21 protein-coding genes are annotated in these 21,915 nt (G+C 71.0%); 7 read left to right on the forward strand and 14 right to left on the reverse strand.

Features of this window, described 5'->3' with window-relative positions; translation table 11 throughout:
* The first annotated feature begins 70 nt into the window (after positions 1–70).
* Entirely contained in the window at positions 71–1,525 is a 1,455-nt protein-coding gene (locus PGH47_RS17295; protein ID WP_271664185.1) for an LCP family protein, read from the forward strand.
* Positions 1,526–1,595: 70 nt separating this feature from the next.
* Here the strand turns inward: PGH47_RS17295 and PGH47_RS17300 are convergent, their stop codons facing one another.
* Positions 1,596–2,153: an acyl-CoA thioesterase gene (locus PGH47_RS17300; RefSeq protein WP_176576861.1), complete on the reverse strand. Its 558-nt coding sequence runs from the start codon at positions 2,151–2,153 to the stop codon at positions 1,596–1,598.
* Positions 2,154–2,272: 119 nt separating this feature from the next.
* Here PGH47_RS17300 and PGH47_RS17305 point away from each other — a divergent pair, with 119 nt between their 5' ends.
* Positions 2,273–3,562: an LCP family protein gene (locus PGH47_RS17305; RefSeq protein ID WP_271664186.1), complete on the forward strand. Its 1,290-nt coding sequence runs from the start codon at positions 2,273–2,275 to the stop codon at positions 3,560–3,562.
* Positions 3,563–3,624: 62 nt separating this feature from the next.
* On the opposite strand, the gene PGH47_RS17310 is transcribed toward PGH47_RS17305, so the two are convergent.
* Positions 3,625–3,984, reverse strand: a complete 360-nt coding sequence (locus PGH47_RS17310; protein ID WP_030955587.1) for a four-helix bundle copper-binding protein — start codon at positions 3,982–3,984, stop codon at positions 3,625–3,627.
* Positions 3,985–4,203: 219 nt separating this feature from the next.
* Entirely contained in the window at positions 4,204–5,361 is a 1,158-nt protein-coding gene (locus PGH47_RS17315; protein ID WP_030955588.1) for an acyl-CoA dehydrogenase family protein, read from the reverse strand.
* A 189-nt stretch (positions 5,362–5,550) separates the two neighbouring features.
* Here PGH47_RS17315 and PGH47_RS17320 point away from each other — a divergent pair, with 189 nt between their 5' ends.
* The gene (locus PGH47_RS17320) at positions 5,551–6,894 is read left to right on the forward strand and encodes a UDP-glucose dehydrogenase family protein (protein ID WP_271664187.1); all 1,344 of its coding nucleotides are present in this window, start codon (positions 5,551–5,553) and stop codon (positions 6,892–6,894) included.
* Positions 6,895–7,123: 229 nt separating this feature from the next.
* Here the strand turns inward: PGH47_RS17320 and PGH47_RS17325 are convergent, their stop codons facing one another.
* Positions 7,124–7,624, reverse strand: a complete 501-nt coding sequence (locus tag PGH47_RS17325; RefSeq protein ID WP_271664188.1) for a CGNR zinc finger domain-containing protein — start codon at positions 7,622–7,624, stop codon at positions 7,124–7,126.
* A gap of 122 nt (positions 7,625–7,746) precedes the next feature.
* Between PGH47_RS17325 and PGH47_RS17330 the strand changes: the two genes are divergently transcribed.
* Positions 7,747–8,106: a VOC family protein gene (locus PGH47_RS17330; RefSeq protein WP_030949783.1), complete on the forward strand. Its 360-nt coding sequence runs from the start codon at positions 7,747–7,749 to the stop codon at positions 8,104–8,106.
* A 30-nt stretch (positions 8,107–8,136) separates the two neighbouring features.
* On the opposite strand, the gene PGH47_RS17335 is transcribed toward PGH47_RS17330, so the two are convergent.
* A complete protein-coding gene (locus tag PGH47_RS17335) occupies positions 8,137–9,252 on the reverse strand; it encodes a dipeptidase (protein ID WP_271664189.1) in 1,116 nt (371 codons plus the stop codon).
* 98 nt (positions 9,253–9,350) lie between these two features.
* On the reverse strand, positions 9,351–9,710 hold the full coding sequence (locus PGH47_RS17340; protein ID WP_176576820.1) for a MerR family transcriptional regulator: 360 nt from the start codon (positions 9,708–9,710) through the stop codon (positions 9,351–9,353).
* Between the two features lie 65 nt (positions 9,711–9,775).
* On the opposite strand from PGH47_RS17340, the gene PGH47_RS17345 reads away from it, so the two are divergent.
* Positions 9,776–10,930, forward strand: a complete 1,155-nt coding sequence (locus tag PGH47_RS17345) for an alkene reductase (RefSeq protein ID WP_271664190.1) — start codon at positions 9,776–9,778, stop codon at positions 10,928–10,930.
* Here PGH47_RS17345 and PGH47_RS17350 read toward each other — a convergent pair.
* The 3 genes from PGH47_RS17350 to PGH47_RS17360 are packed head-to-tail and all read right to left on the reverse strand — an operon-like array spanning position 10,879 to position 13,732.
* On the reverse strand, positions 10,879–12,063 hold the full coding sequence (locus tag PGH47_RS17350) for a dipeptidase (RefSeq protein ID WP_271664191.1): 1,185 nt from the start codon (positions 12,061–12,063) through the stop codon (positions 10,879–10,881). The two genes, PGH47_RS17345 and PGH47_RS17350, sit on opposite strands and share 52 nt — an antisense overlap.
* 5 nt (positions 12,064–12,068) lie before the next feature.
* The gene (gene purE, locus PGH47_RS17355; RefSeq protein ID WP_185843892.1) at positions 12,069–12,596 is read right to left on the reverse strand and encodes a 5-(carboxyamino)imidazole ribonucleotide mutase; all 528 of its coding nucleotides are present in this window, start codon (positions 12,594–12,596) and stop codon (positions 12,069–12,071) included.
* Positions 12,593–13,732, reverse strand: coding sequence for a 5-(carboxyamino)imidazole ribonucleotide synthase (locus PGH47_RS17360; protein ID WP_107905763.1), 1,140 nt, complete (start codon positions 13,730–13,732; stop codon positions 12,593–12,595). The genes purE and PGH47_RS17360 overlap by 4 nt, the downstream gene beginning before the upstream one ends.
* A 153-nt stretch (positions 13,733–13,885) precedes the next feature.
* On the opposite strand from PGH47_RS17360, the gene PGH47_RS17365 reads away from it, so the two are divergent.
* Positions 13,886–14,446, forward strand: a complete 561-nt coding sequence (locus PGH47_RS17365) for a GtrA family protein (protein WP_271664192.1) — start codon at positions 13,886–13,888, stop codon at positions 14,444–14,446.
* A gap of 8 nt (positions 14,447–14,454) precedes the next feature.
* On the opposite strand, the gene PGH47_RS17370 is transcribed toward PGH47_RS17365, so the two are convergent.
* A complete protein-coding gene (locus PGH47_RS17370) occupies positions 14,455–15,726 on the reverse strand; it encodes an ATP-binding protein (RefSeq protein ID WP_271664193.1) in 1,272 nt (423 codons plus the stop codon).
* Between the two features lie 76 nt (positions 15,727–15,802).
* Complete coding sequence (locus PGH47_RS17375; protein ID WP_107905766.1) at positions 15,803–16,480, reverse strand: response regulator transcription factor; 678 nt, start codon at positions 16,478–16,480, stop codon at positions 15,803–15,805.
* A gap of 504 nt (positions 16,481–16,984) precedes the next feature.
* Between PGH47_RS17375 and PGH47_RS17380 the strand changes: the two genes are divergently transcribed.
* Positions 16,985–18,481, forward strand: a complete 1,497-nt coding sequence (locus tag PGH47_RS17380) for an oligopeptide:H+ symporter (RefSeq protein ID WP_271664194.1) — start codon at positions 16,985–16,987, stop codon at positions 18,479–18,481.
* A 97-nt stretch (positions 18,482–18,578) separates the two neighbouring features.
* Here PGH47_RS17380 and PGH47_RS17385 read toward each other — a convergent pair whose 3' ends face one another.
* Genes PGH47_RS17385 through PGH47_RS17395 form a run of 3 tightly spaced genes read right to left on the reverse strand, consistent with a single transcriptional unit; the run spans position 18,579 to position 21,894 of the window.
* Positions 18,579–19,949 carry a hypothetical protein gene (locus tag PGH47_RS17385; protein WP_376060806.1) on the reverse strand — a complete coding sequence of 457 codons (1,371 nt, stop codon included), beginning with the start codon at positions 19,947–19,949 and terminating at the stop codon, positions 18,579–18,581.
* Complete coding sequence (locus PGH47_RS17390; RefSeq protein WP_271664195.1) at positions 19,946–21,040, reverse strand: hypothetical protein; 1,095 nt, start codon at positions 21,038–21,040, stop codon at positions 19,946–19,948. Before PGH47_RS17390 ends, PGH47_RS17385 begins: the two co-directional genes overlap by 4 nt.
* A complete protein-coding gene (locus PGH47_RS17395) occupies positions 21,037–21,894 on the reverse strand; it encodes a hypothetical protein (RefSeq protein ID WP_271664196.1) in 858 nt (285 codons plus the stop codon). The genes PGH47_RS17390 and PGH47_RS17395 overlap by 4 nt, the downstream gene beginning before the upstream one ends.
* Positions 21,895–21,915: the final 21 nt, after the last annotated feature.

Consider the following 21,915-nt stretch of genomic DNA (forward strand, 5'->3'; position numbering starts at 1 on the left):
GTATGGCCCTACGGTGCTCACGGATCCCACGTTCGGCCCCCAGGGCAAGCCCCAGCGGAGGTACCGCCCCATGCCCACGCCGCCCCGCCGCTCCCCCGCCCCCGCGCAGCGACGCCCGCAGCCGTCCCGTGGCGGCGAGCGGCCGGTCGCTCCAGCGCGGCGCAGGCGGCCACGCTGGGCCATGCGGGCGGTGACGACGCTGTCCGTCGTGGTGCTCGCCTCCGCCGGCATCGGGCACGCGGTGGTGACCAGCCTGGACGCGAAGATCGAGCGGGTCGACCCGTTCAAGGACATGAAGAACCGGCCGCCGACCGGGCACGGGATGAACGTCCTGCTCGTCGGCACCGACGGCCGCGACCGCATCAGTGACGAGGAACGGCGCAAGTACAAGCTGGGCGGCGCCCCCTGCCACTGCACCGACACGATCATGATCGTGCACATCTCGGCGGACCGGGAGCGGGCGAGCGTGGTGAGCCTGCCGCGCGACTCCTACGCCGAGGTGCCGGCCGGCGAGGGCCGCAGGGCGCACACCATCAAGATCAACGCGGCGTACGCGGAGGGCGGTCCGAACCTCACCGTGCGCACCGTCGAGCACATGACGCACGTCAAGATCGACCACTATCTGGAGGTCGACTTCACCAGCTTCATGAAGACGGTGGACGTGCTCGGCGGGGTGCGGATCTGCACCGCCGAGCCGCTGAAGGACTCCTACACCGGGCTCGACCTGTCGGCCGGCTCCCATCGGCTGATGGGCGGCGAGGCGTTGCAGTTCGTGCGCGCCCGGCACATCGACAGCGACTCCGACCTGGGCCGGGTGCAGCGTCAGCAGCGGTTCATGGCGGCGCTGGTCGAGCGGGCGACGTCGTCGGGGATCCTGCTGAACCCGATGCGGTTCCGGGACGTGACGCGTGCGGTGCTGGGGTCGGTGCGGGCCGACAAGGAGTTCGGCACGGGCGAGCTGCTCGACCTCGGGCGGGCGATGCGGAACTTCTCGCCCTCGTCGTCGGAGTTCACGACCGTGCCGATCGGGCAGCTCGGGTACACGGTCAAGGGCCTCGGTTCCACGGTGAAGTGGGACAACGAGCGGGCCGAGCGCCTGTTCCGGGCCCTGCGGGAGGACAAGCCGCTGGCCGAGCAGCGCACGCGGAACCGGGCCGTCCCGGTGGAGGTCGCCCCGCAGCAGATCCACGTCCAGGTGGAGAACGGCACCGCGCGGGAGGGCCTCGGCAAGCGCGCCGACACGGCGCTGGCGGGGATCGGGTTCCGTACGACGGGACGCCCGGCGCCCTCGGCGGAACACTCCCTGAAGCGGACGGTCGTCGCCCACGACCCCGGCTGGGACCGCTCGGCGAAGTCCCTGGCGGCCGCCCTGCCCGGAAGCGAGCTGCGAGCGGTGAAGGGGCTCGGGCCGACGTTGAAGGTGATCGTGGGCAAGGACTTCAAGCAGGTCCGCAAGGTGCGGGCCGAGGACCCGCTGAAGAGCCACTCCGCGGTGGTCCGGGGCGACGAGACAGGGTGCTCGTAACCCCGGAACAGGGTCGAGAACCGGCCATGCCCTCGGCGCCCCGTCCCCGGGGGCACCGGTTCGGCCGGGCTCAGTCCTGGTAACCCTCCGCCGCCCGCTTCTCGCGCAGCTCCTTGATGGCGCGGCGGCGGGCCAGGCGGTGGGTGCGGCGGATCTGGGCCTCCTGGTTGCGGCGGTTGTCGCGCTCGGTCTCCGGCATCACCGGGGGCACCCGGCGCGGCTTGCCGTCGGCGTCGACGGCGGCGAACACCAGGTACGCGGAGCCGACCTGCTGGGGCGGCGTCGACTCGTTCCAGCGCTCGGCGAGCACCCGTACGCCGACCTCCATCGAGGTCCGCCCGGTCCAGTTGACCTGTGCTTTCACATGGACGAGGTCACCGACGCGGACCGGCTCCAGGAACACCATCTCGTCCATGGACGCGGTGACGGCGGGGCCGCCGGAGTGCCGGCCGGCCACGGCTCCCGCGGCGTCGTCGACGAGCTTCATGATCACACCGCCGTGCACGGTCCCCAGAAGGTTGGTGTCGTTGTGGGTCATGATGTGGCTGAGAGTGGTGCGTGATGCGGATGTCGGTTTGCCCGGGATCTCCGGATTGCCCGACTCCACTGCGGTGACCTGGTCTGTCATGCCGTCCACCTTATGCCGCGCCGTCATTCGCGGACTTTGTGTTGGGTTCGCAACAGCCGTGCCTCTATTTTTCGCCGACCCTTGTAAGACACCTGGCCAAGCCCTGCACACTTAGGCGCATGAATGACTGGCCCCAGGCATGGTCCGACGACAACCGCGGCAGCCGTTACGGACGCGGCAGCGCTGGCGCACAGCCCGAGGGCGCGCGCGTGATGCGGCAGGTGCGCCGCGGCCAGGCGGCGCCGCCCGGCCAGGGCTACGGCGGTGTGCCGCAGCAGCCGTCGTACGTGAACGGCCAGGGGCACGGCGGCTACGCCGACGACGGCTATGACGACGGGTACGACAGCGGCTACAACACGGGCCAGGTCTACGGCGGCGGGGGCGGCGGCCGTGACGGCGGGGGGATGCGCGAGCCGCGGCCCGCGCCGAACTGGCGGCGCCGTATCAAGGTGACCACGATCACGCTGGTGACCTTGCTGGTCGTGACGTCCGTCGCCACCTACTTCTGGGCCGACTCCAAGCTCAACCGTGACGTCGACCTGTCCAAGGTCATCGACCGGCCGGAGGCGGGCGAGGGCACCAACTACCTGATCGTCGGTTCCGACAGCCGCGCGGGCATGTCCGCCGAGGAGAAGAAGAAGCTGCACACCGGCTCCGCCGAGGGCAAGCGCACGGACTCGATGATGATCCTGCATGTCGGCAGCAACGGCGACACCCTGGTGTCCCTGCCGCGCGACTCGAACGTCACGATCCCGTCGTACAAGGGCTCCGACTCCGGCAAGCTCTACGAGGGCACCGGCCGGCAGACCAAGCTGAACGCGGCGTACGCGGAGGACGGCCCCGAGCTGCTGGTCCGCACCGTCGAGGCCAACACCGGTCTGCACATCGACCACTACGTCGAGATCGGCTTCGGCGGCTTCGCCAACATCGTGGACTCCGTCGGCGGCGTCGAGATAGACATCCCGAAGGGCGGCATCAAGGACTCCAAGTCCGGGGCCGACTTCAAGGAGGGCAAGCAGACCCTGAACGGCGAGGAGGCGCTCGCCTTCGTCCGCACCCGGTACGCGCTGCCCGGCTCCGACCTGGACCGTACGAAGAACCAGCAGAAGTTCCTCTCGGCCCTGGCCAACCAGGTCGCCACCCCGGGCACGATCCTGAACCCCTTCAAGCTCTACCCGACGATGGGCGCGGGCCTGGACTCCCTGACCGTCGACAAGGACATGAGCCTGTGGGACCTGGCGTCCATGTTCTGGGCGATGAAGGGCGTCAGCGGCGGTGAGGGCAAGTCGATGAACATGCCGATCTCGGGCAACTCCGGCAACGGCAACCTCCAGTGGGACACCGCGAAGGTGAAGAAGCTGGTGGAGCAGCTGAAGAACGACGAGACGGTGACCGTCTCGGACAAGTGAGGCGCGACCGCACTGATCGAGGGCACCCGCATCGGGTGCCCTCGACTGCTGTCAGGCGGCGGTCACATCGTGGCGCCGGCCATCGCGTGACAGGTCGCGGCGCAGCGGCGACACGCCTCCGCGCAGCGCATCATCTGCGGATCGTCCGGCATGGACATACACGCCTCGGCGCACATCTCACAGGCCTTGGCGCACATCGCGCACATCTCGGCCGACATGGGCGAGCGGCGCATCATCATGTCCGCGCACATACGGGTCGTCTCGGCGCAGTCCATGAGCGCCCGCATGATCTGCATCTGGGCCTGGCCGCCCATCTGCATACAGGAGCTCATGGTCTCCTCGCAGATGCTGTGGCAGGTCATGCACGCGTCGACGCAGTCCTGCATCTCCTTGCTCATCGGCATGGTTCCGGGCTGGGTCATGGCTCCTCCTGGGGGGACGCGGGAGCCCGGGGCGGGCCCCGTGCCCTTCCGTCCTACGCCCGCCCGCGGCGGGGCGCCATCGGGCGGACACGAACAATTCACACCAGAAGTCGCACAGGGCACACACCTCAGCATTCCGTCGTAGGCGGTGCCAGGGGCCCGAACGGGTGAAGGGTGCCCGGGAAACCCGGACACCCTTCACCTTCAAATCCCGCGGGGCTACGGCAGGTTGCGCGCCATGACGATGCGCTGGACCTGGTTGGTGCCCTCGTAGATCTGCGTGATCTTGGCGTCGCGCATCATGCGCTCGACGGGGTAGTCACGGGTGTAGCCGTAGCCGCCGAGGAGCTGGACGGCGTCCGTGGTGACCTCCATCGCCACGTCCGAGGCGAAGCACTTGGCGGCGGCGCCCAGGTAGGTCAGGTCGGCGTCGCCGCGCTCGGAGGCGGCGGCGGCCTGGTAGGTCAGCGCGCGGGCGGCCGAGATCTTCATGGCCATGTCGGCGAGCATGAACTGGATGCCCTGGAAGTCGGCGATCGGCTTGCCGAACTGCTTGCGCTCCTGGACGTAGCCCTTGGCGTAGTCGAGGGCGCCCTGGGCGATGCCGAGGGCCTGGGCGGCGATGGTGATGCGGGTGTGGTCCAGCGTCTTCATCGCGGTGGCGAAGCCGGTGCCCTCCTCGCCGATCATGCGGTCCGCCGGGATACGGACGTTGTCCAGGTAGACCTCGCGGGTCGGGGAGCCCTTGATGCCGAGCTTCTTCTCGGGGGCGCCGAAGGAGACGCCCTCGTCGGACTTCTCCACCACGAACGCCGAGATGCCCTTGGAGCGCTTCGCCGGGTCCGTGACCGCCATCACCGTGTAGTACTCGGAGACGCCGGCGTTGGTGATCCAGCGCTTCACGCCGTTCAGTATGTAGTGGTCGCCGTCGCGGACGGCCTTCGTCTTCATGCCGGCCGCGTCCGAGCCGGCGTCGGGCTCGGACAGGCAGTAGGAGAACATGCCCTCGCCCTTGGCGAGCGGGGTCATGTACCGCTTCTTCAGGTCCTCGGAGCCGGAGAGGATCACCGGGAGCGAGCCCAGCTTGTTCACCGCCGGGATCAGGGAGGAGGACGCGCAGACGCGGGACACCTCCTCGATCACGATCACGGTGGCCAGGGCGTCGGCGCCGGCGCCGCCGTACTCCTCGGGCACGTGCACCGCGTGCAGATCATTGGCGACCAGGGCCTCCAGCGCCTCCTGCGGGAAGCGGGCGTCCTCGTCGACCGCGGCAGCGTGCGGTGCGATCTTCGCCTCGGCCAGGGAGCGGATGGCGTCACGGAGCATGTCGTGCTCCTCGGACGGGCGGTACAGGTCGAAGTCAGCCGATCCGGCCAAGGTCTCTCACGCTCCAAGGACGCTGGGTGGCAAGTGTGATGCCGACGCTAATTACCGTTAAGTAACTCAAATTTTAGGGGTCGGCCCACGGGAGTGATACGTGAGCTTGGCGACAGCTGGGAAGTTGCCCGTCAGGGCCTCCGGTTATGCTCGGGCCCGCACGCCGCCGTCCCCCTTCTGGAGTCCCCCATGGCCCTCAAGATCACCGTGATCGGTACCGGCTATCTCGGCGCCACCCACGCCGCGGCCATGGCCGAGCTCGGGTTCGAGGTGCTGGGGCTCGATGTGGTGCCCGAGAAGATCGAGATGCTCGGCAGGGGCCAGGTCCCGATGTTCGAGCCCGGTCTCGAGGAACTGCTGCGCAAGCACGTCGCCGGCATCGAGGGCTCCACGGGCCGGCTGCGCTTCACCATGGACTGGGCGGAGGTCGCCGAGTTCGGCGATGTGCACTTCGTCTGCGTGAACACTCCGCAGAAGCACGGCGAGTACGCCTGCGACATGAGCTACGTCGACTCCGCCGTCGAGTCCCTCGCCAAGCACCTGCGCGGCCCGAACCTGGTCGTCGGCAAGTCGACCGTGCCGGTGGGCAGCGCCGACCGGCTCGCGGCCCGCATCCTGGAGCTCGCGCCGGGCGGCGGCGAGGTGGAGCTGGCCTGGAACCCGGAGTTCCTGCGCGAGGGCTTCGCCGTGGACGACACCCTGCACCCGGACCGGATCGTCGTCGGCGTGCGCAGCGAGCGTGCCGAGGAGCTGCTGCGCGAGGTCTACGCGAAGCCGATCGCCGACGGCTCCCCCTTCGTCGTCACCGACTTCCCCACGGCCGAGCTGGTGAAGACCTCCGCGAACTCCTTCCTGGCCACGAAGATCTCCTTCATCAACGCGATGGCGGAGGTCTGCGAGGCCGCCGGCGGCGACGTCGCCAAGCTCGCGGAGGCCATCGGGCACGACGACCGGATCGGAAAGAAGTTCCTGCGCGCCGGCATCGGCTTCGGCGGCGGGTGCCTGCCCAAGGACATCCGCGCCTTCATGGCCCGCGCCGGCGAGCTGGGCGCCGACCAGGCGCTGACGTTCCTGCGCGAGATCGACTCCATCAACATGCGCCAGCGCGGGCAGATGGTGGAGCTCGCCCGGCAGGCGCTGGGCGGCGGGCCGTTCCTCGGCAAGCGGGTCGCGGTGCTCGGCGCCACCTTCAAGCCCGACTCGGACGACGTACGGGACTCGCCCGCGCTGAACGTCGCCGGGCAGATCCACCTCCAGGGCGGCCAGGTCACGGTCTACGACCCCAAGGGCATGGGCAACGCCCGCCGCCTCTTCCCGACCCTCGGCTACGCCGACAGCGCGATCGAGGCGGTGCGGGGCGCCGATGTCGTACTGCACCTGACGGAGTGGCGGGAGTTCCGGGAGCTGGACCCGAAGTCGCTCGGCGAGGTCGCGGCGGCCCGGGTCATCCTGGACGGCCGCAACGCCCTCGACCCCGAGCTGTGGCGCAAGGCCGGCTGGAGCTACCGGGCGATGGGACGCCCGACGGCCTAGCGCTCCGCTGGATGAGCCGTGATGTGCGCCGTCGTTCGGCTGCGGCGCCGTCGTGGCTGGTCGCGCAGTTCCCCGCGCCCCTCAAGGGCGTTGCCGAGCCGCCAAACGGTGCCCGGCCGGCGCGACGCCGTTTCGGCCGAGGCTCAGTCGGCCGAAACGGCGTCCTTCGCATTCTGCCGCACCCGGGCGTATCACGCCGAATGAATCTTCAACGACCTTTCGAAATGGCTCACTTCGCTCGGTAGCGCCGCATCTTCGCGCGCGCCCCGCACACCTGCATCGAGCACCAGCGGCCGCGCCCCGCCGGGCTGCGGTCGTAGTACGCCCAGTGGCAGTCGCCCGCCTCGCAGGCCTTGAGCCTGCCCCAGGTGCCCTCGACCAGGGCCTGGGCGATGGCGGCGGCCACCCGGGAGCGCAGCGGCCCCTGGTCGGCGGCGGCGAGGACGGCCGAGCCGTCGGCGGCGTCGACCGCGACCAGCAGCGGGCTCGCCGCCAGCAGCACGCCGAGCGGAGTCACCTCGCGGTGCGCCGGATGGCCCGCGTGGGCGAGCAGGGCCACCCGCAGGGACTCCCGCAGCTCCCGTGCCCCGGCCACGTCCTCCTCGCCCAGCCCGAAGCGCGCCCGGCCCTCCGCCGTGTCCAGCGCGTCCGCGCCCGAGTCCAGGGCCACCGTGTTGACCAGCGACTCGACCAGCTCCAGGCCCCCGGGCGCGGGCGATCTCTCACTCATGGCTGCACGCTATCCCTCAGTTCTCCGATCCCCTTGCGACGTTACCTCCAATACGGGAGCATCGGGTAACCGCGTTACCCGTTGACGCGCTATAGCAGTAACCACGCATCAAGGAGGAAGTCATGGCCATCGCCGAACTGGGCGCCGTCGTCCTGGACTGTCCCGACCCCCGCGCACTCGCCGGTTTCTACGCGGGCGTGCTCGGCGGAAGCGTCGAGGGCGAGGGGGACTGGGTGGACCTGACGGTGCCGGGCGGGCGGGCGCTGGCGTTCCAGGCCGCCCCCGGATTCGTACCGCCGAAGTGGCCCGCGCCCGATCACTCGCAGCAGTTCCATCTGGACCTGAGCGTCGAGGACCTGGACGCGGCCGAGGCGCAGATCCTGGCCCTCGGCGCCAAGCCCCTCGACACCGACGACCGCTCACGCGGCTTCCGGGTCTACGCGGATCCGGCGGGCCACCCGTTCTGCCTCTGCCGGGCCTGACGTCCGCGACCGGGCCGTCCCGGCCGCCGGTCAGCCGTCCAGCTCGGCGATCTTCATCGTCGAGGGTGCCCGGCGGCGCTGCGCCTCTCGGGCCGTGAAGTCGGCCTCGCGCAGCACGCGTTGGACGTTGCCCCAGGTCAGCAGGGCGATGTCGGTCTCGGACCAGCCGCGGCGCAGCAGTTCGGCGACGAGGTGCGGGTAGCAGGAGGCGTCGCTGAGGTCCTGCGGGTGGGCGGCGCCGGCGTCATAGGTGCCGGACAGGCCGACGCAGCCGGGGCCGGCGATCTCGCGGACGTGGTCGAGATGGTCGGCGACGTCCCGGACGGACGGGCCGGTCTGCTCGGCGGTGAGCGGCACCATGCACAGGCCCCGTACCGCGCTCAGCTCGGCCAGCAGGTCGTCGGGGAGGTTGGCCGGGTGCGGGCGCAGGGCGCGGGCGGCCGAACGGGCGCACAGGACCGGTGCCTTGGACACCGCGCACGCCCGGCGCACGGTGTCCGCGGAGGCGCTGGAGAGGTCGGCCAGCACACCGAGGCGGTTCATCTCGCGCAGCACCTCCTCGCCGAACCGGGTCAGCCCCGACTCGCTCGCCCAGGAGACGCCGGACAGGGTCAGGGCGCGCAGCCCGAGGCCGTGCAGGGAGCGCAGGATGCCGAGCGAGTCGCCGAGCGCGGCGGCCCCCGCCGGTCCCGGCAGCACGGCGACCCGGCCGCTGTGCAGGGCGTCGGTGATCGGGCCGGGGGTGTCGGCGAGGCGCAGGCCCTCGGCGTGGGCCCGTACGACGGTCTTCACCAGGTCCAGCTGTTCCAGCGTGGCGCCGACGGCCCGGTCCCCGTCCAGCGCCTCGGGCAGGTGCAGCGCCCAGAACAGCGCGCCCACATGGCCCTCGCGCATCCGCGGCACATCGGTGTCGACGGCGCTCTCGCCGAGCTCCAGGTCGAACCAGGGCAGCCGGCGCAGCGCCCACGGCAGTCCGCTGTAGCCGTCGGCGACGGGATGCGCGGCCAGCAGGCGGTGGGCGCGGGCCAGGAGGTCGGCGCCGGAGTCCGCCTCCGGACCGTCGACGGCCTCGGGCAGCCGCTCGGGCAGATCACCTATCTCGCCGACCTCGGGGCCGGCATCCGCTTCGTACTTGAGGTCTGCCATGGCGGTCTCCGTACGTGATCGACGTACTGGTCAGCAGTACGGTCACGGTCGCACGGACCCGTGGGGCCTTCGAGGTGGACGGGGCGTTCGGGGGTACCTCAGCCCTCCCGCGCCGCCTCGATGACCTCGTCCAGCGTGTCGCGGGAACGGACCAGGTCGGCGATCATGCGGTCGATGCGGGCACGCTCGGCGGTGAGGTCCTCGACGAGCCGGGGCGTGGCGACGGCGGAGGGGCCGCCGTCGGCGTCCCGCATGCACGGCAGCAGCTGGGCGATCCGGCTGCTGTGCAGCCCGGCGGCGAACAGCTCCTGGATCCGGACGACCCGGTCGACGGCCGCCTCGGGATAGTCGCGGTGCCCGCCCGGCGTGCGCTCGGCGCGCAGCAGCCCCTGGGCCTCGTAGTAGCGCAGCGACCGCTCGCTCACACCGGTGCGCCGGGCCAGTTCACCGATCCGCATTCCGCGACCCTCTCGGTCCGTCCGGGCTTGAATCTGACACCAGTGTCAGATTTTACGGTACGGGCATGACGCTCACGGAGTCCCAGAAGGCAACCACCGGCCCGCTTCTCGCCCCGGCCCGCCTGGGCCGGCTGCACCTGCCCAACCACCTCGTCATGGCCCCGCTGACCAGGAACCGTGCGGAGGCGGACGGCACGCCCACTCCCCTGATGGCCACCTATTACGCCCAGCGCGCCTCGGCGGGCCTGATCATCGCCGAGGCCGCCACACCGAACGCGACCGGACAGACGTACCCGAACATCACGGCGATCCACTCGCCCTCGCACGTGGCGGGCTGGCGGCTGGTCACGGAGGCGGTTCGGGCGGCCGGCGGCGGCCCGATGTTCCTCCAGCTCCAGCACGGCGGCCGGGTCGGCCACCCCGCGACCAGCGGACTGACCCCGCTCTCGCCCTCTCCCCTGCCGCTCCCGGAGACGATCTTCACGCCGGACGGGCACCGCCCCGCCGTCGTCCCCCGGGAGATGACCGGCGACGACATCCGCGCCACCGTCGCCGACTTCGCGAACGCGGCACGCAATGCCGTGGCCGCCGGTTTCGAGGGCGTAGAGGTGCACTCCGCCAACGGCCATCTCCTGCACCAGTTCCTGTCCGGCAACACCAACCGCCGCACCGACGGATACGGCGGCTCGCCGGCCGGGCGGATCCGGTTCGTGCGGGAGGTGGTGGAGGCGGTGGCCGCCGCGATCGGGCCCGAGCGCACCGGCGTACGGATCTCTCCGCGCAACACCGTCAACGGCATCGAGGAGACCGACACCGACACGCTCTACCCGGCGCTCGTGGCGGCGCTGGGCGGGCTGGGGCTCGCGTATCTGCATCTGGTGCACGCCGATCCGGCGGACCCGCTGTTCGGGCGGATCCGGGCCGCCTGGCCGGGCGCCCTGATCGCCAACCCGGTGCTCCCGGGGCTGTCCGCGGCGACGATCGGCGCGGAGTCGGGCCGGCTGCTGGCCGCCGGGGCCGATCTGATCGCCCTCGGCCGCCCGTTCCTCGCCAACCCCGACCTGGTGCGGCGCCTCGCGCTCGGGGCGCCGCTGAACCCGGTGCGGGACCGGTACCTGATGTACACGGGCGGGGCGACCGGCTACACCGACTACCCCGCCCTCGACGATCAGCCGTCCAGTGCCTCGATGGTCGCGTTGGACGGACCCCGCGTCGTCTGAAGACCGCGGGCCACGTCCTCCGCCGCGCCCAGCACCCGGACCGCGTTCTGCCAGGTCAGCTTGGCCAGGTCGGGCCTCGACCAGCCGCGGTCCAGCAGCTCGGCGATCAGGTTGGGGTAGCCGGAGACGTCGTTCAGACCGTCCGGGGTGAAGGCGGTGCCGTCGTAGTCGCCGCCGATGCCGAGGTGGTCGACGCCGACGACCTCGCGCATGTGGTCCAGATGGTCGGCGACCGTGGACACCGTGGCGACCGGGCGCGGGTTGGTCTCCTCGAAGGCGCGGTGCACCTTCATCGCCTCGGCGGTCGTGTCGAGGTGGTGGAAGCCGTGGGCGCGCATGTTCTCGTCGGCCGCGACCGTCCAGTCGACCGCCGCCTGGAGCACGAACTTCGGCACGAACGTCACCATCGCGACGCCGCCGTTGCCGGGCAGGCGCTCCAGCACGTCGTCCGGGATGTTGCGCGGGTGGTCGCACACCGCGCGGGAGGAGGAGTGCGAGAAGATCACCGGGGCCGCGGAGACGTCGAGGGCGTCCCGCATGGTCGTGGCCGCCACGTGCGAGAGGTCGACCAGCATGCCCTCGCGGTTCATCTCCCGCACGACCTCACGACCGAAGGCCGACAGGCCGCCCACGCCGGGCTCGTCCGTCGCCGAGTCCGCCCACGCGATGTTGTCGTTGTGCGTGAGCGTCATGTAGCGGACGCCGAGCGCGTACAGCGCGCGCAGCGTGGCGAGGGAGTCGGCGATCGAGTGGCCGCCCTCGGCACCCATCAGGGAGGCGATACGGCCCTCCGCGCGGGCCGCCTCCATGTCCGCCGCCGTCAGCGCCGGGCGCAGGTCGCCCGGATACCGCGCCAGCAACTGCCGTACGCAGTCGATCTGTTCCAGGGTGGCGCTGACCGCCTTGTCGCCCGCGTAGTCCGAGCGGACGTACACCGACCAGAACTGCGCGCCGACGCCGCCCGCGCGCAGGCGGGGGATGTCGGTGTGCAGATGGCCGCCCTGGTCGCCGGCGATGTCGCGGGCGTCGAGGTCGTAGCGGACCTGCTCGCGCAGCGCCCAGGGGAGGTCGTTGTGGCCGTCGACGACGGGGAACTCGCGCAGCAGTTCCCGGGCTGCCTCCAGGGAGGTCATCGGCGTCACTTCCCCGCGCCGAAGCCGAACCCGCCCGCTCCCTCGACCTTGGCGCGCAGTCGCTTGCCCTTCTCGGTGGCCTGGTCGTTCAGGTCCTGCTGGAACTCGCGCATCCGCTGGAGCAGGTCCTCGTCGTGGGCGGCGAGGATGCGGGCGGCGAGCAGCCCGGCGTTGCGCGCGCCGGCGACCGAGACGGTGGCCACGGGCACGCCGGCCGGCATCTGCACGATGGAGAGCAGGGAGTCCATGCCGTCGAGGTACTTCAGCGGCACGGGCACGCCGATCACCGGGAGCGGGGTCACCGAGGCGAGCATGCCGGGCAGGTGGGCGGCGCCGCCGGCACCGGCGATGATCACCTTCAGCCCGCGCTCGGCCGCCTGCTCGCCGTAGGTGACCATCTCGCGCGGCATGCGGTGCGCGGAGACGACGTCGACCTCGTAGTCGATCTCGAACTCGTCGAGAGCCTGGGCGGCGGCCTCCATGACGGGCCAGTCGCTGTCCGAACCCATGACGATGCCTACAACAGGGCTCATTCGGTGATCGTGCCTCTCAGGTAACCGGCTGCGTGACGTGCGCGCTCGAGGACGTCGTCCAGGTCGTCGCCGTAGGTGTTGACGTGGCCCACCTTGCGGCCCGGCTTCACGTCCTTGCCGTACATGTGGATCTTCAGCTGGGGGTCGCGGGCCATGCAGTGCAGGTACGCGGAGTACATGTCGGGGTAGTCGCCGCCGAGGACGTTGACCATCACCGTCCACCCGGCCCGCGGGCGCGGGTCGCCGAGCGGCAGGTCGAGGACGGCCCGGACGTGGTTGGCGAACTGCGAGGTGATGGCGCCGTCCTGGCTCCAGTGGCCCGAGTTGTGCGGGCGCATCGCGAGTTCGTTGACGAGGATGCGGCCGTCGCGGGTCTGGAACAGCTCGACCGCGAGGTGGCCGACGACGCCGAGCTCCTTGGCGATGGTCAGGGCCATCTCCTCGGCCTTCAGCGCGAGGGCCTCGTCGAGGTCGGGCGCCGGGGCGATGACGGTGTCGCAGACACCGTTCACCTGCTGGGACTCGACCACGGGGTACGCGACCGCCTGGCCGTGCGGCGAGCGCACGACATTGGCGGCGAGCTCGCGGACGTAGTCCACCTTCTCCTCGGCGAGGACGGGGACGCCGGCGCGGAAGGGATCCTCCGCCTCGGTCACGTCGTCCACGACCCAGACGCCCTTGCCGTCGTAGCCGCCTCGGACCGTCTTGAGGACGACCGGGAAGCCGTCGCCCTCGGCCGCGAACGCGGCGACGTCCTGCGGGTCGCTCACGATGCGGTGCCGCGGGCACGGGACACCGATCGCATCGAGCCGCGCGCGCATCACTCCCTTGTCCTGGGCGTGCACGAGCGCGTCGGGGCCGGGGCGGACGGGGATGCCGTCCGCCTCCAGCGCCCGTAGGTGCTCGGTGGGTACATGTTCGTGATCGAAGGTGATCACATCGCACCCGCGGGCGAACTCGCGCAGCGTGTCGAGGTCGCGATAGTCGCCGATGACGACATCGCTGACCACCTGCGCCGCGGAATCCTGCGGGGTGTCACTGAGAAGCTTGAACCTGATGCCGAGCGGGATGCCTGCCTCGTGTGTCATACGCGCGAGCTGGCCCCCGCCGACCATGCCGACTACCGGGAACGTCACGCCCCTAGGGTATCGGCCGCGCCGGGGCGACCCTCTTACCGGACTTTTCCGGGTCTCTTCCCCGACGTATGAGCTCACCCACAGGCAATCGCGAAGGGGGGTGGTTAGCATGGCTGAGTTGACGAAACCGACCGACAGGGAGCCTTCACAACCATGGGACGTGGTTCCTCGGGGCTTCATGTGTCGCCTCCGGTGTCCGGAAAATCCGTACGGCAGCGCTTCGACCGGCTGGTCCGTGAGGTCGCGAAGTTCGGCGCGGTGGGCGGCGCGGGGCTGCTCGTCAACCTTCTGGTGTTCAACCTGGTGCGGCATGTCACCGACCTCCAGGTCGTGCGCGCGAGCGTCATCGCGACGGTCGTCGCGATCATCTTCAACTACATCGGCTTCCGGTACTTCACCTACCGGGATCGCGACAAGAGCCGCCGCACCAAGGAACTGAGCCTGTTCCTGCTGTTCAGCGTGGTCGGCCTGGTGATCGAGAACGGTGTCCTGTACGCGGCGACCTACGGCTTCGGCTGGGACAGCCCGCTGCAGAGCAACGTCTTCAAGTTCCTCGGCATCGGCATCGCGACGCTGTTCCGCTTCTGGTCGTACCGCACGTGGGTGTTCCGTGCGCTGCCGGCACCGGAGCCGGAACCATCCGCCGAATCGTTCCTGGAGCCCCCGCGAGGGCCCGCGACGCAGGAGCGCCGGGTCGGCCAGCGCGTCGGCTGAACGGGCCGTTATCTGACCGTCGGCCCCGACTCCTGCGGCTTCTTCGGGGGCTGGGTGCGCGACAGGAACAGCGCTATGACCGGCGGCTTCGCCTGGAGCATCTCCAGGCGGCCGCCGTCGGCCTCGGCCAGGTCACGGGCCACGGCGAGGCCGATGCCCGTGGAGTTGCGGCCGCTGATGGCGCGCTCGAAGATGCGGGCGCCCAGGTCCGCGGGGACACCGGGCCCCTCGTCCGTGACCTCGATCACCGCCTGATTGCCGGTCACGCGGGTGCGCAGCGCGACCGTGCCGCCGCCGTGCATGAGGGAGTTCTCGATCAGCGCGGCGAGGACCTGCGCGACGGCGCCCGGCGTGCCGACCGCCTTGAGGTGCCGCTTGCCCGAGCTGACGATGGCCCGGCCCGCGCTGCGGTAGGCGGGGCGCCACTCGGCCAGCTGCTGCTGGATGACCTCGTCGAGATCGAAGGTGACGGCGGAGCCGGTGCGCGGGTCGCGGGAGTTGGTCAGCAGGCGCTGGACGACGTCCGTGAGGCGCTCCACCTGCGTCAGGGCGATGGTCGCCTCGTCCTTCACCGTGTCGGGATCGTCGGTGAGGGTGATCTCCTCCAGCCGCATGGACAGCGCGGTGAGCGGGGTGCGCAGCTGGTGCGAGGCGTCGGCGGCCAGGCGCCGCTCCGCCGTCAGCATCCGGGCGATGCGCTCGGCGGAGGAGTCGAGGACGTCCGCCACCCGGTCCAGCTCGGGCACGCCGTAGCGCTTGTGCCGGGGCCGGGGGTCGCCGGAGCCCAGTCGTTCCGCGGTCTCCGCGAGGTCGGTCAGCGGCGAGGCGAGCCGGTTGGCCTGGCGCACCGCGAGCAGCACGGCCGCGATCACCGCGAGCAGGGCGACGGCCGCGATGATCAGCAGCGTACGGCCGACCTCCCGCGTCACCGAGGAGCGCGGCTCCTGCACGGTGACCGTCTCGCCCTCCTCGCCGGTCTCCGTGGCACTGATGACGTCGCCGGTCGGCTTGGTGCCGACCTGGATCACCGGCTTCTGCGGGATCCGGATCTCGGCGTAGCGGTCCCCCTGGACCTGCTCCCGCAGCACCTTGGCGTCCACGGTCTCGTCCCCGAGCAGCCGGCTGTCCACGATGCTGGCGAGGCGTACCGCCTCGGTGTCCACCCGCTCCTGCGCGGTGTTGGTGATCGTCCGCGTCTCGACGATCACCAGCGACACGCCGAAGACGGCGATCACGACGAGAACGACGGCGAGGGTGGACTGGATCAGTCGACGGCGCATGTCCTGCTACTTACCTGTGGGGCCTGGATACCGCTGCGGCGTGCTCGCCGGTACGGCGCCGGCCTCGGGACCGGACTCAGCTCTTCTCGAAACGGAAGCCCACGCCTCGCACCGTCGCGATGTAGCGGGGGTTGGCCGCGTCGTCGCCCAGCTTCTTGCGGAGCCAGGAGATGTGCATGTCGAGGGTCTTGGTCGAGGACCACCAGGTGGTGTCCCAGACCTCGCGCATCAGCTGGTCCCGGGTCACCACCCGGCCGGCGTCGCGCACCAGCACCCGCAGGAGGTCGAACTCCTTCGCAGTGAGCTGGAGCTCCTCGTCGCCCATCCACGCCCGGTGCGACTCGACGTCGATCCGTACGCCGTGGGTGGCCGGCGGCTGCTGCGGCTCGGCCGCCCCGCGCCGGAGCAGGGCCCGGACCCGGGCGAGCAGCTCGGCCAGCCGGAACGGCTTGGTGACGTAGTCGTCGGCGCCCGCGTCCAGGCCCACGACGGTGTCCACCTCGTCGGCGCGTGCGGTGAGGATGAGGACCGGCACGGTGTGGCCCTCGGCACGCAGTCGCCGGGCCACCTCCAGACCGTCCATGCCGGGCAGGCCGAGGTCCAGTACGACCAGATCGATACCGCCCTGCATTCCAGCGTCGAGCGCGGTGGGGCCGTCCTCACGCACCTCGACCTCGTACCCTTCCCGGCGCAGTGCGCGGGCCAGCGGCTCCGAAATGGACGCGTCGTCCTCGGCGAGCAGTACTCGGGTCATGGGGTGATGGTAGTCCGCCCATGACAAGAGCTGGAGGGTGATCGACCGCCCGGATTCTCACCGGCCCCGAGCGTGTCTCTTACCTTCGGCCGCTGTGGTACAGACCTATGCCTTCGAGATGCGATCCTGGAAAGGACCTTGGAAAGGGTGTCCGCGGTTCCCTCGACACCTGTGATCCCGGTCTCAAGTCCTTCCATTTCAGGCACTGTCCTGACGTATGGTGACTCTACGCCCGTAGCACTACGGGGACCTTCGGCGCACTTGACGCTGAGGGTCTCTTTTGTGTGCGGGACCGGTGCTCACCGGTCCCCGAAGGAATGACCTGTGGCCGGGCCCCCGAAGGCGGGGGCGTGGATCCCGACGGTCGCCGTCATCCCCTCCGTGATCCGGAGCGGACTGTCCCTGGGCGTGGGACGGACGGCCGTGTCCGCCGGTGCCGGCCGCCCCCCACCGGGCGCGTGAACGTTCTACGTCGGTGCGCGTCCCGACCAGCAAGGATCGACCATGGCGTCCAGCCTGACGAAGGACTCGGCCCGCCCGGGCACCCCCGGCTCCGAGAAGACCTTCTTCGGCCACCCCCGCGGACTGGCCACTCTCTTCATGACCGAGATGTGGGAGCGTTTCTCCTACTACGGCATGAGGGCACTGCTCCCGCTGTACCTGGTCGCTCCGGGCGGCCTGAACCTCAACGCGGCGACCGCGACCGCGATCTACTCGGTCTACGTGTCGATGGTGTACCTGCTCGCCATGCCCGGCGGATGGTTCGGCGACCGGGTCTGGGGCCCGCGCAAGACCGTCGCCGTGGCCGGTGGCGTCATCATGCTCGGCCACCTCACGCTGGCCCTGCCGTCCTCCGGCACGTTCTACGCCGGCCTCGGCCTGGTCGCGATCGGTTCGGGTCTGCTGAAGGCCAACATCTCCACGATGGTCGGCCACCTCTACGACGGCCCGTCCGACCCGCGCCGCGACGGTGGCTTCACGGTCTTCTACATGGGCATCAACCTCGGTGCCTTCGCCGCGCCGCTGATCATCGGCACCATCGGTGAGAACGTCAACTGGCACCTGGGCTTCGCGCTCGCCGCGCTCGGCATGGCGCTGGGCCTGGCCCAGTTCCTGATCGGCTCGCGCCACCTGGCCGAGCGCTCCAGCGTGGTCCCCACCCCGCTGTCCGCCGAGGAGAAGTCCTCCACCCTGCGCAAGGCGGCGATCTGGGCCGGTATCGCGGTCGTCTTCTACGCGATCGTCGGCTTCTCCGGCAACTACACGCTGAACTGGGTCCTGGTCCCGCTGACCCTGCTCGGCGTGATCATCCCGACGATGGTCCTGGTCCGCATCAAGCGCGACAAGGACCTGGACCGCGGCGAGCAGTCGAAGATGTCCGCGTACATCTGGTTCTTCGTGGCCGCGGCCGTGTTCTGGATGATCTACGACCAGGGCGGCTCGACCCTGTCGATCTTCGCCGAGGGCTCCGCCGAGAACAGCGTCTTCGGCTGGGAGTTCCCGGTCTCCTGGTACCAGTCGGTCAACCCGGTCCTGATCATGGCGCTGGCCCCGGTCTTCGCCTGGTTCTGGCTGGCACTGAACCGGCGCGGCAAGGAGCCGAGCACGATCGTGAAGTTCGGCTCGGGTCTGGTCCTGGTAGGCGCGTCGTTCTTCCTCTTCCTGGCCCCGCTGTCGATCGCCGAGGGCGGTCACAAGGCGGCCGCGATGTGGCTGGTGGCGATCTACTTCGTCCAGACCGTCGGTGAGCTGCTGCTGTCCCCGGTGGGTCTGTCGGTGACGACGAAGATGGCGCCCGCGAAGTACGCCTCGCAGATGATGGGCGTCTGGTTCCTGGCCGTCACCGCCGGTGACGCCACGACCGGTCTGCTCTCCATCGCCGGTGTCGACCTGAACAAGACCAACATCGTGGCCCTGGAGGCGACGCTCGCCGTCCTCGCCGGTGTGGCGGTGTGGATGTACCGCAAGAAGGTCAAGGAGCTCATGGGCGACGTCCGCTAGCGCGGGGCTCAAGTCTGACGGGGCCGTTGCACCCAGGTGGGTGTGACGGCCCCGTTGGTTCGCTCGACGTGCGCGGTTCCCCGCGCCCCTGAGGGAATCAGCGCGTCCTGCGCCTCGGCATGAAGGTGAACACCGCTCCCCCGAGCAGCAGTGCCGTCCCCGCCACCAGGCCCAGCGCCTTCAGTGCGGCGTGGTCCTCCGCGCCCGTCGCCGCCAGGCCGCCGTTCGTCGACGAGCCGCCCGCGGAGCCTCCCGCCGAACCGCCGGCCGAGCCGCCGCCGGACGCCCCGCTCGCCTGCTCGGTCGTGTCCAGGGTGAGGGACACCTCCGACTTCGCCGGCGTGCAGGTCGTCGTCGTGCCCAGGGCCTCGATCGTCAGGACGCCCGGCGACAACGTCGATTCGCCGCTCGCGCCCGGCTTGTAGGTGCCCGTGAGGTCGGGGATCTCGATCGGCTCGCCCGACTTGATGTCCTCGGAGTTGGTGGGGCCCTCGACATGGACCGTGCCCTTGTCGGCGCCGCCCAGGGCGACCTCCATCGACGGCTTGACCGAGTCCTTGGGGATGTCGGCGGGGCTGTCCATCACCGACTTCTTGAACTTGACCGTGAGGTCGAAGTTCTCGCCGCTCTTCCTGGCGTTGATCTGGACCGGCGAGGTCGCGTTCTTGTCGCCGATGGGCGTCTTGCACTCGTAGGGGACCTGGACCTCCTTGCCGGTGAAGTCGGTCTGGCCGCCACCGCCCCCGGTTCCGCCGCCGGTGCTGGTGCCGCCGTCGTCTCCGCCCGTCTCGCTCTCACTCGGCGTCGGGCTGGAGGACCCCGTCGGCACACTGGTCGGCAGCGTCGGGATCACCGTGGGCAGACCTCCCGTCGTACCGCCCGAGTTCCCGCCCCCGTCCGTCACCTTGATCGTCGCCGCCTGCTTCACCGCCTCCTTGGGCGCGCACTTGGTGTCCGTGGAGATCGGCTTGTTGACGTTGATGTTGTACGCGTCCGGCGTCAGCTTCACCTCGCCCGGTGCCGTCAGTTTCAGCTTGCCCTTCATGTCGGACAGCTTCATGTCGGTGTTCTTGGGGATCGGCGGGTTCTCCCGCGGACCCTGCATGGCGATGTCCCCGGTCTGCGCGCCGGCCGCCTTCAGGGTGCCCGTCGGCTGGACCGTGTTCGCCTCCAGGTCCAGGATGTTCGGGTTCTTGGAGGCCGCCTGGACGAACTTCCAGACGATCTCCACCTCGTCACCGACCTTCGCCTCGGCGGGCGCGGTGATCTCCACCTTCGTCGTGCCCTGCACCGGCGGCAGCCCCGAGATGGCGGGCGGGATGCACTCGGTCGCGTACGCCACCTCCGCCGCCTGGGCGGTCCCGGCGCTCACGCCGAGCAGGACGCCCGCGCCGCCGAGCATCAGCGCGACGCCGGCCGCACTCGCTCTCCTGGGCCGGGCCGGTACGGCTCTCCTTGGCTTGCTCACGGGGGTCCCTTCCTCGTCGGAGTCGTCGGAGTCGTCGGACTCGTCGGGCTTTCGTCGTGCGGTGCGGAGAGCCGGCCGGCCGTGCCCGGATCGCTGTCCGGGGTGAACCACGGCAGTGCCGAAGAGGGTGGAGCCGCGTGCCTCGCCTCCTCCCGGGGCCTGAGCCCCGGCAGGCGAAACGCGACTTCGGGCAGGCGCAGGCCCCGGCGGCGGGCCGACTGCCGCGGCCGTATCCGGTCCACCACCGCCATCCCGACGCGGAACAGCGCCGCCGGTACGACCAGGCAGACCAGGATCCAGAACAGCGTCACGCCCCAGGGCCGGCCCACGCCCCAGGGCTGCTCGGCCATCACCTTGCCGCCGTACTTCAGGGAGACGGCGTAGTCGCCGTGCGCCCCGGCGGCGAGCTCGACCGGCAGCTCGATGCGTGCCTTGCGGCCCGGCTGGATCGTGCCGCGCCACTGCTGTTCCTCCCACTGCGGGGCGAACACGCCGTGTGAGGTGCCGACCTGGAACACCGGGTTCTTGACGGCGGAGGTGCCGACGTTGCCGACCGTGAAGACGAACGTGCGGGCCGGCGGTGCGCCGAACCAGGTGAGCAGGCCGCTGGATCCGTCCAGCCGGGTGTCCGTGAGCACCGAGAGACGGCCGCCCGCGGGCTCCGCGGGCAGCGGCTCGACCGCGTGCCCGGCGACCTGGAAGATGGCGTCGGCCTCGGCCTTGGGTCCGGTCGCCGTCGCCACGTGCACCACGCACGGGCACGGCACGGGCGGCTCCGCCACCGGCAGCTTCCGGCTGAAGCGCCCTTCGCCGTCCGTGGTCACGGCCCGGCCGTCCGCGTTGGCGCAGGAGTTGGTGCCCCCGCTCACCCCGGTCGACGGCACGGACTGCCCGCAGATCAGGAGCATCAGCAGCGCGCGCGGGCGCCAGCCGGTGCCGGTCACGGTGACCGAACCGCCCGTCCCTGCCTGCGTCTTGGACAGCTTCACGACGGGCGGGTCGTCGGCCGCCGACGCGCTCACGGCCGCCATCGGCGGCAACAGCAGCGCCAGTACCGTCACCAGCGCCGGAATCCGCACCCTGCCCCTCACGTCCCCGCTCCCGTCAACTCCGGCTGCTGCAAAGGCCGTTCGACTTCGGTCGGCCCGCCGTCGTACGGGCCCCGGCGCCTTCGACGTCGTACGGCGAAGAGGGCGCCCGCCGCCGCGAGCGCCCCCGCGGCCCCCGCCACCGCGCCCCACGGCACGAACCGCACCGACACCTGCGCGGTGTCGGCGGCTCCGCCCGCCGCCGTGACGGTGAGCCGCACGTCGACCGCGTCGAGCGCGGGCCGGTCGGGCCAGGGCTCGGTGAGCCGGGTGCGGCTGCCCGGGGGCAGGTCGACGGGCAGGGTGCGCGGGGCGCGGTCGAGGAGGCGGCCGAGGACACCGTCGGCGCGCACCGCGAGACTCGGTGTGAGGGGGGTCGTACCCCTGTTGACCAGTACGTATGTGATGCCGTCGGCCCTGACTGCCACCTGCTCGACGGTCAGCGCGGACAGCTCCGGGCCGGTGACGCGCAGCCGCAGGGCGACGCGCTGGGCGCGGCCGTCGGCGTCCCGGGCGACGATCTCGCCGGAGCGGTCACCGGGGGCCGTGCCCGTCGGGACGGTCACCGTGAACGGGACCTCGGCGCGGGTGCGGGCCGGGATCCGCACCCGGCTCTCCGCGAAGGCGATCGGCACGCCGTCGCCGGTCAGCCGTACGGTGACCGGCTCGGCGCCGCGGTTCGTCACGGACACCGTGTCCTGCTGGAGCGACCCGGGCTCGCCCTCGGTGTAGAAGGACGGGCGCCCGCCCCCGGAGGGCGCGACGAGCCAGGCCTCGGCGGCGGTCGCCGTGGGGGCCACCGCCAGCAGGGACAGAAGCAGCAGGGGCAGGGACAGGACACGGGCGGCTGACGACATCGGCGGCTCCAGCGCTCTCAT

It is taken from the genome of Streptomyces sp. HUAS 31 (assembly GCF_028198125.1).
Taxonomy (GTDB): Bacteria; Actinomycetota; Actinomycetes; order Streptomycetales; family Streptomycetaceae; genus Streptomyces; species Streptomyces chartreusis.

Coding starts and splice junctions, on each gene's coding strand:
- PGH47_RS17295 (WP_271664185.1), top strand. CDS start 71: ATGCCCACGCCGCCCCGCCGCTCCCCCGCCCCCGCGCAGCGACGCCCG.
- PGH47_RS17300 (WP_176576861.1), bottom strand. CDS start 2,153: ATGACAGACCAGGTCACCGCAGTGGAGTCGGGCAATCCGGAGATCCCG.
- PGH47_RS17305 (WP_271664186.1), top strand. CDS start 2,273: ATGAATGACTGGCCCCAGGCATGGTCCGACGACAACCGCGGCAGCCGT.
- PGH47_RS17310 (WP_030955587.1), bottom strand. CDS start 3,984: ATGACCCAGCCCGGAACCATGCCGATGAGCAAGGAGATGCAGGACTGC.
- PGH47_RS17320 (WP_271664187.1), top strand. CDS start 5,551: ATGGCCCTCAAGATCACCGTGATCGGTACCGGCTATCTCGGCGCCACC.
- PGH47_RS17325 (WP_271664188.1), bottom strand. CDS start 7,624: ATGAGTGAGAGATCGCCCGCGCCCGGGGGCCTGGAGCTGGTCGAGTCG.
- PGH47_RS17330 (WP_030949783.1), top strand. CDS start 7,747: ATGGCCATCGCCGAACTGGGCGCCGTCGTCCTGGACTGTCCCGACCCC.
- PGH47_RS17335 (WP_271664189.1), bottom strand. CDS start 9,252: ATGGCAGACCTCAAGTACGAAGCGGATGCCGGCCCCGAGGTCGGCGAG.
- PGH47_RS17340 (WP_176576820.1), bottom strand. CDS start 9,710: ATGCGGATCGGTGAACTGGCCCGGCGCACCGGTGTGAGCGAGCGGTCG.
- PGH47_RS17345 (WP_271664190.1), top strand. CDS start 9,776: ATGACGCTCACGGAGTCCCAGAAGGCAACCACCGGCCCGCTTCTCGCC.
- PGH47_RS17350 (WP_271664191.1), bottom strand. CDS start 12,063: ATGACCTCCCTGGAGGCAGCCCGGGAACTGCTGCGCGAGTTCCCCGTC.
- purE (WP_185843892.1), bottom strand. CDS start 12,596: ATGAGCCCTGTTGTAGGCATCGTCATGGGTTCGGACAGCGACTGGCCC.
- PGH47_RS17365 (WP_271664192.1), top strand. CDS start 13,886: ATGGGACGTGGTTCCTCGGGGCTTCATGTGTCGCCTCCGGTGTCCGGA.
- PGH47_RS17370 (WP_271664193.1), bottom strand. CDS start 15,726: ATGCGCCGTCGACTGATCCAGTCCACCCTCGCCGTCGTTCTCGTCGTG.
- PGH47_RS17375 (WP_107905766.1), bottom strand. CDS start 16,480: ATGACCCGAGTACTGCTCGCCGAGGACGACGCGTCCATTTCGGAGCCG.
- PGH47_RS17380 (WP_271664194.1), top strand. CDS start 16,985: ATGGCGTCCAGCCTGACGAAGGACTCGGCCCGCCCGGGCACCCCCGGC.
- PGH47_RS17395 (WP_271664196.1), bottom strand. CDS start 21,894: ATGTCGTCAGCCGCCCGTGTCCTGTCCCTGCCCCTGCTGCTTCTGTCC.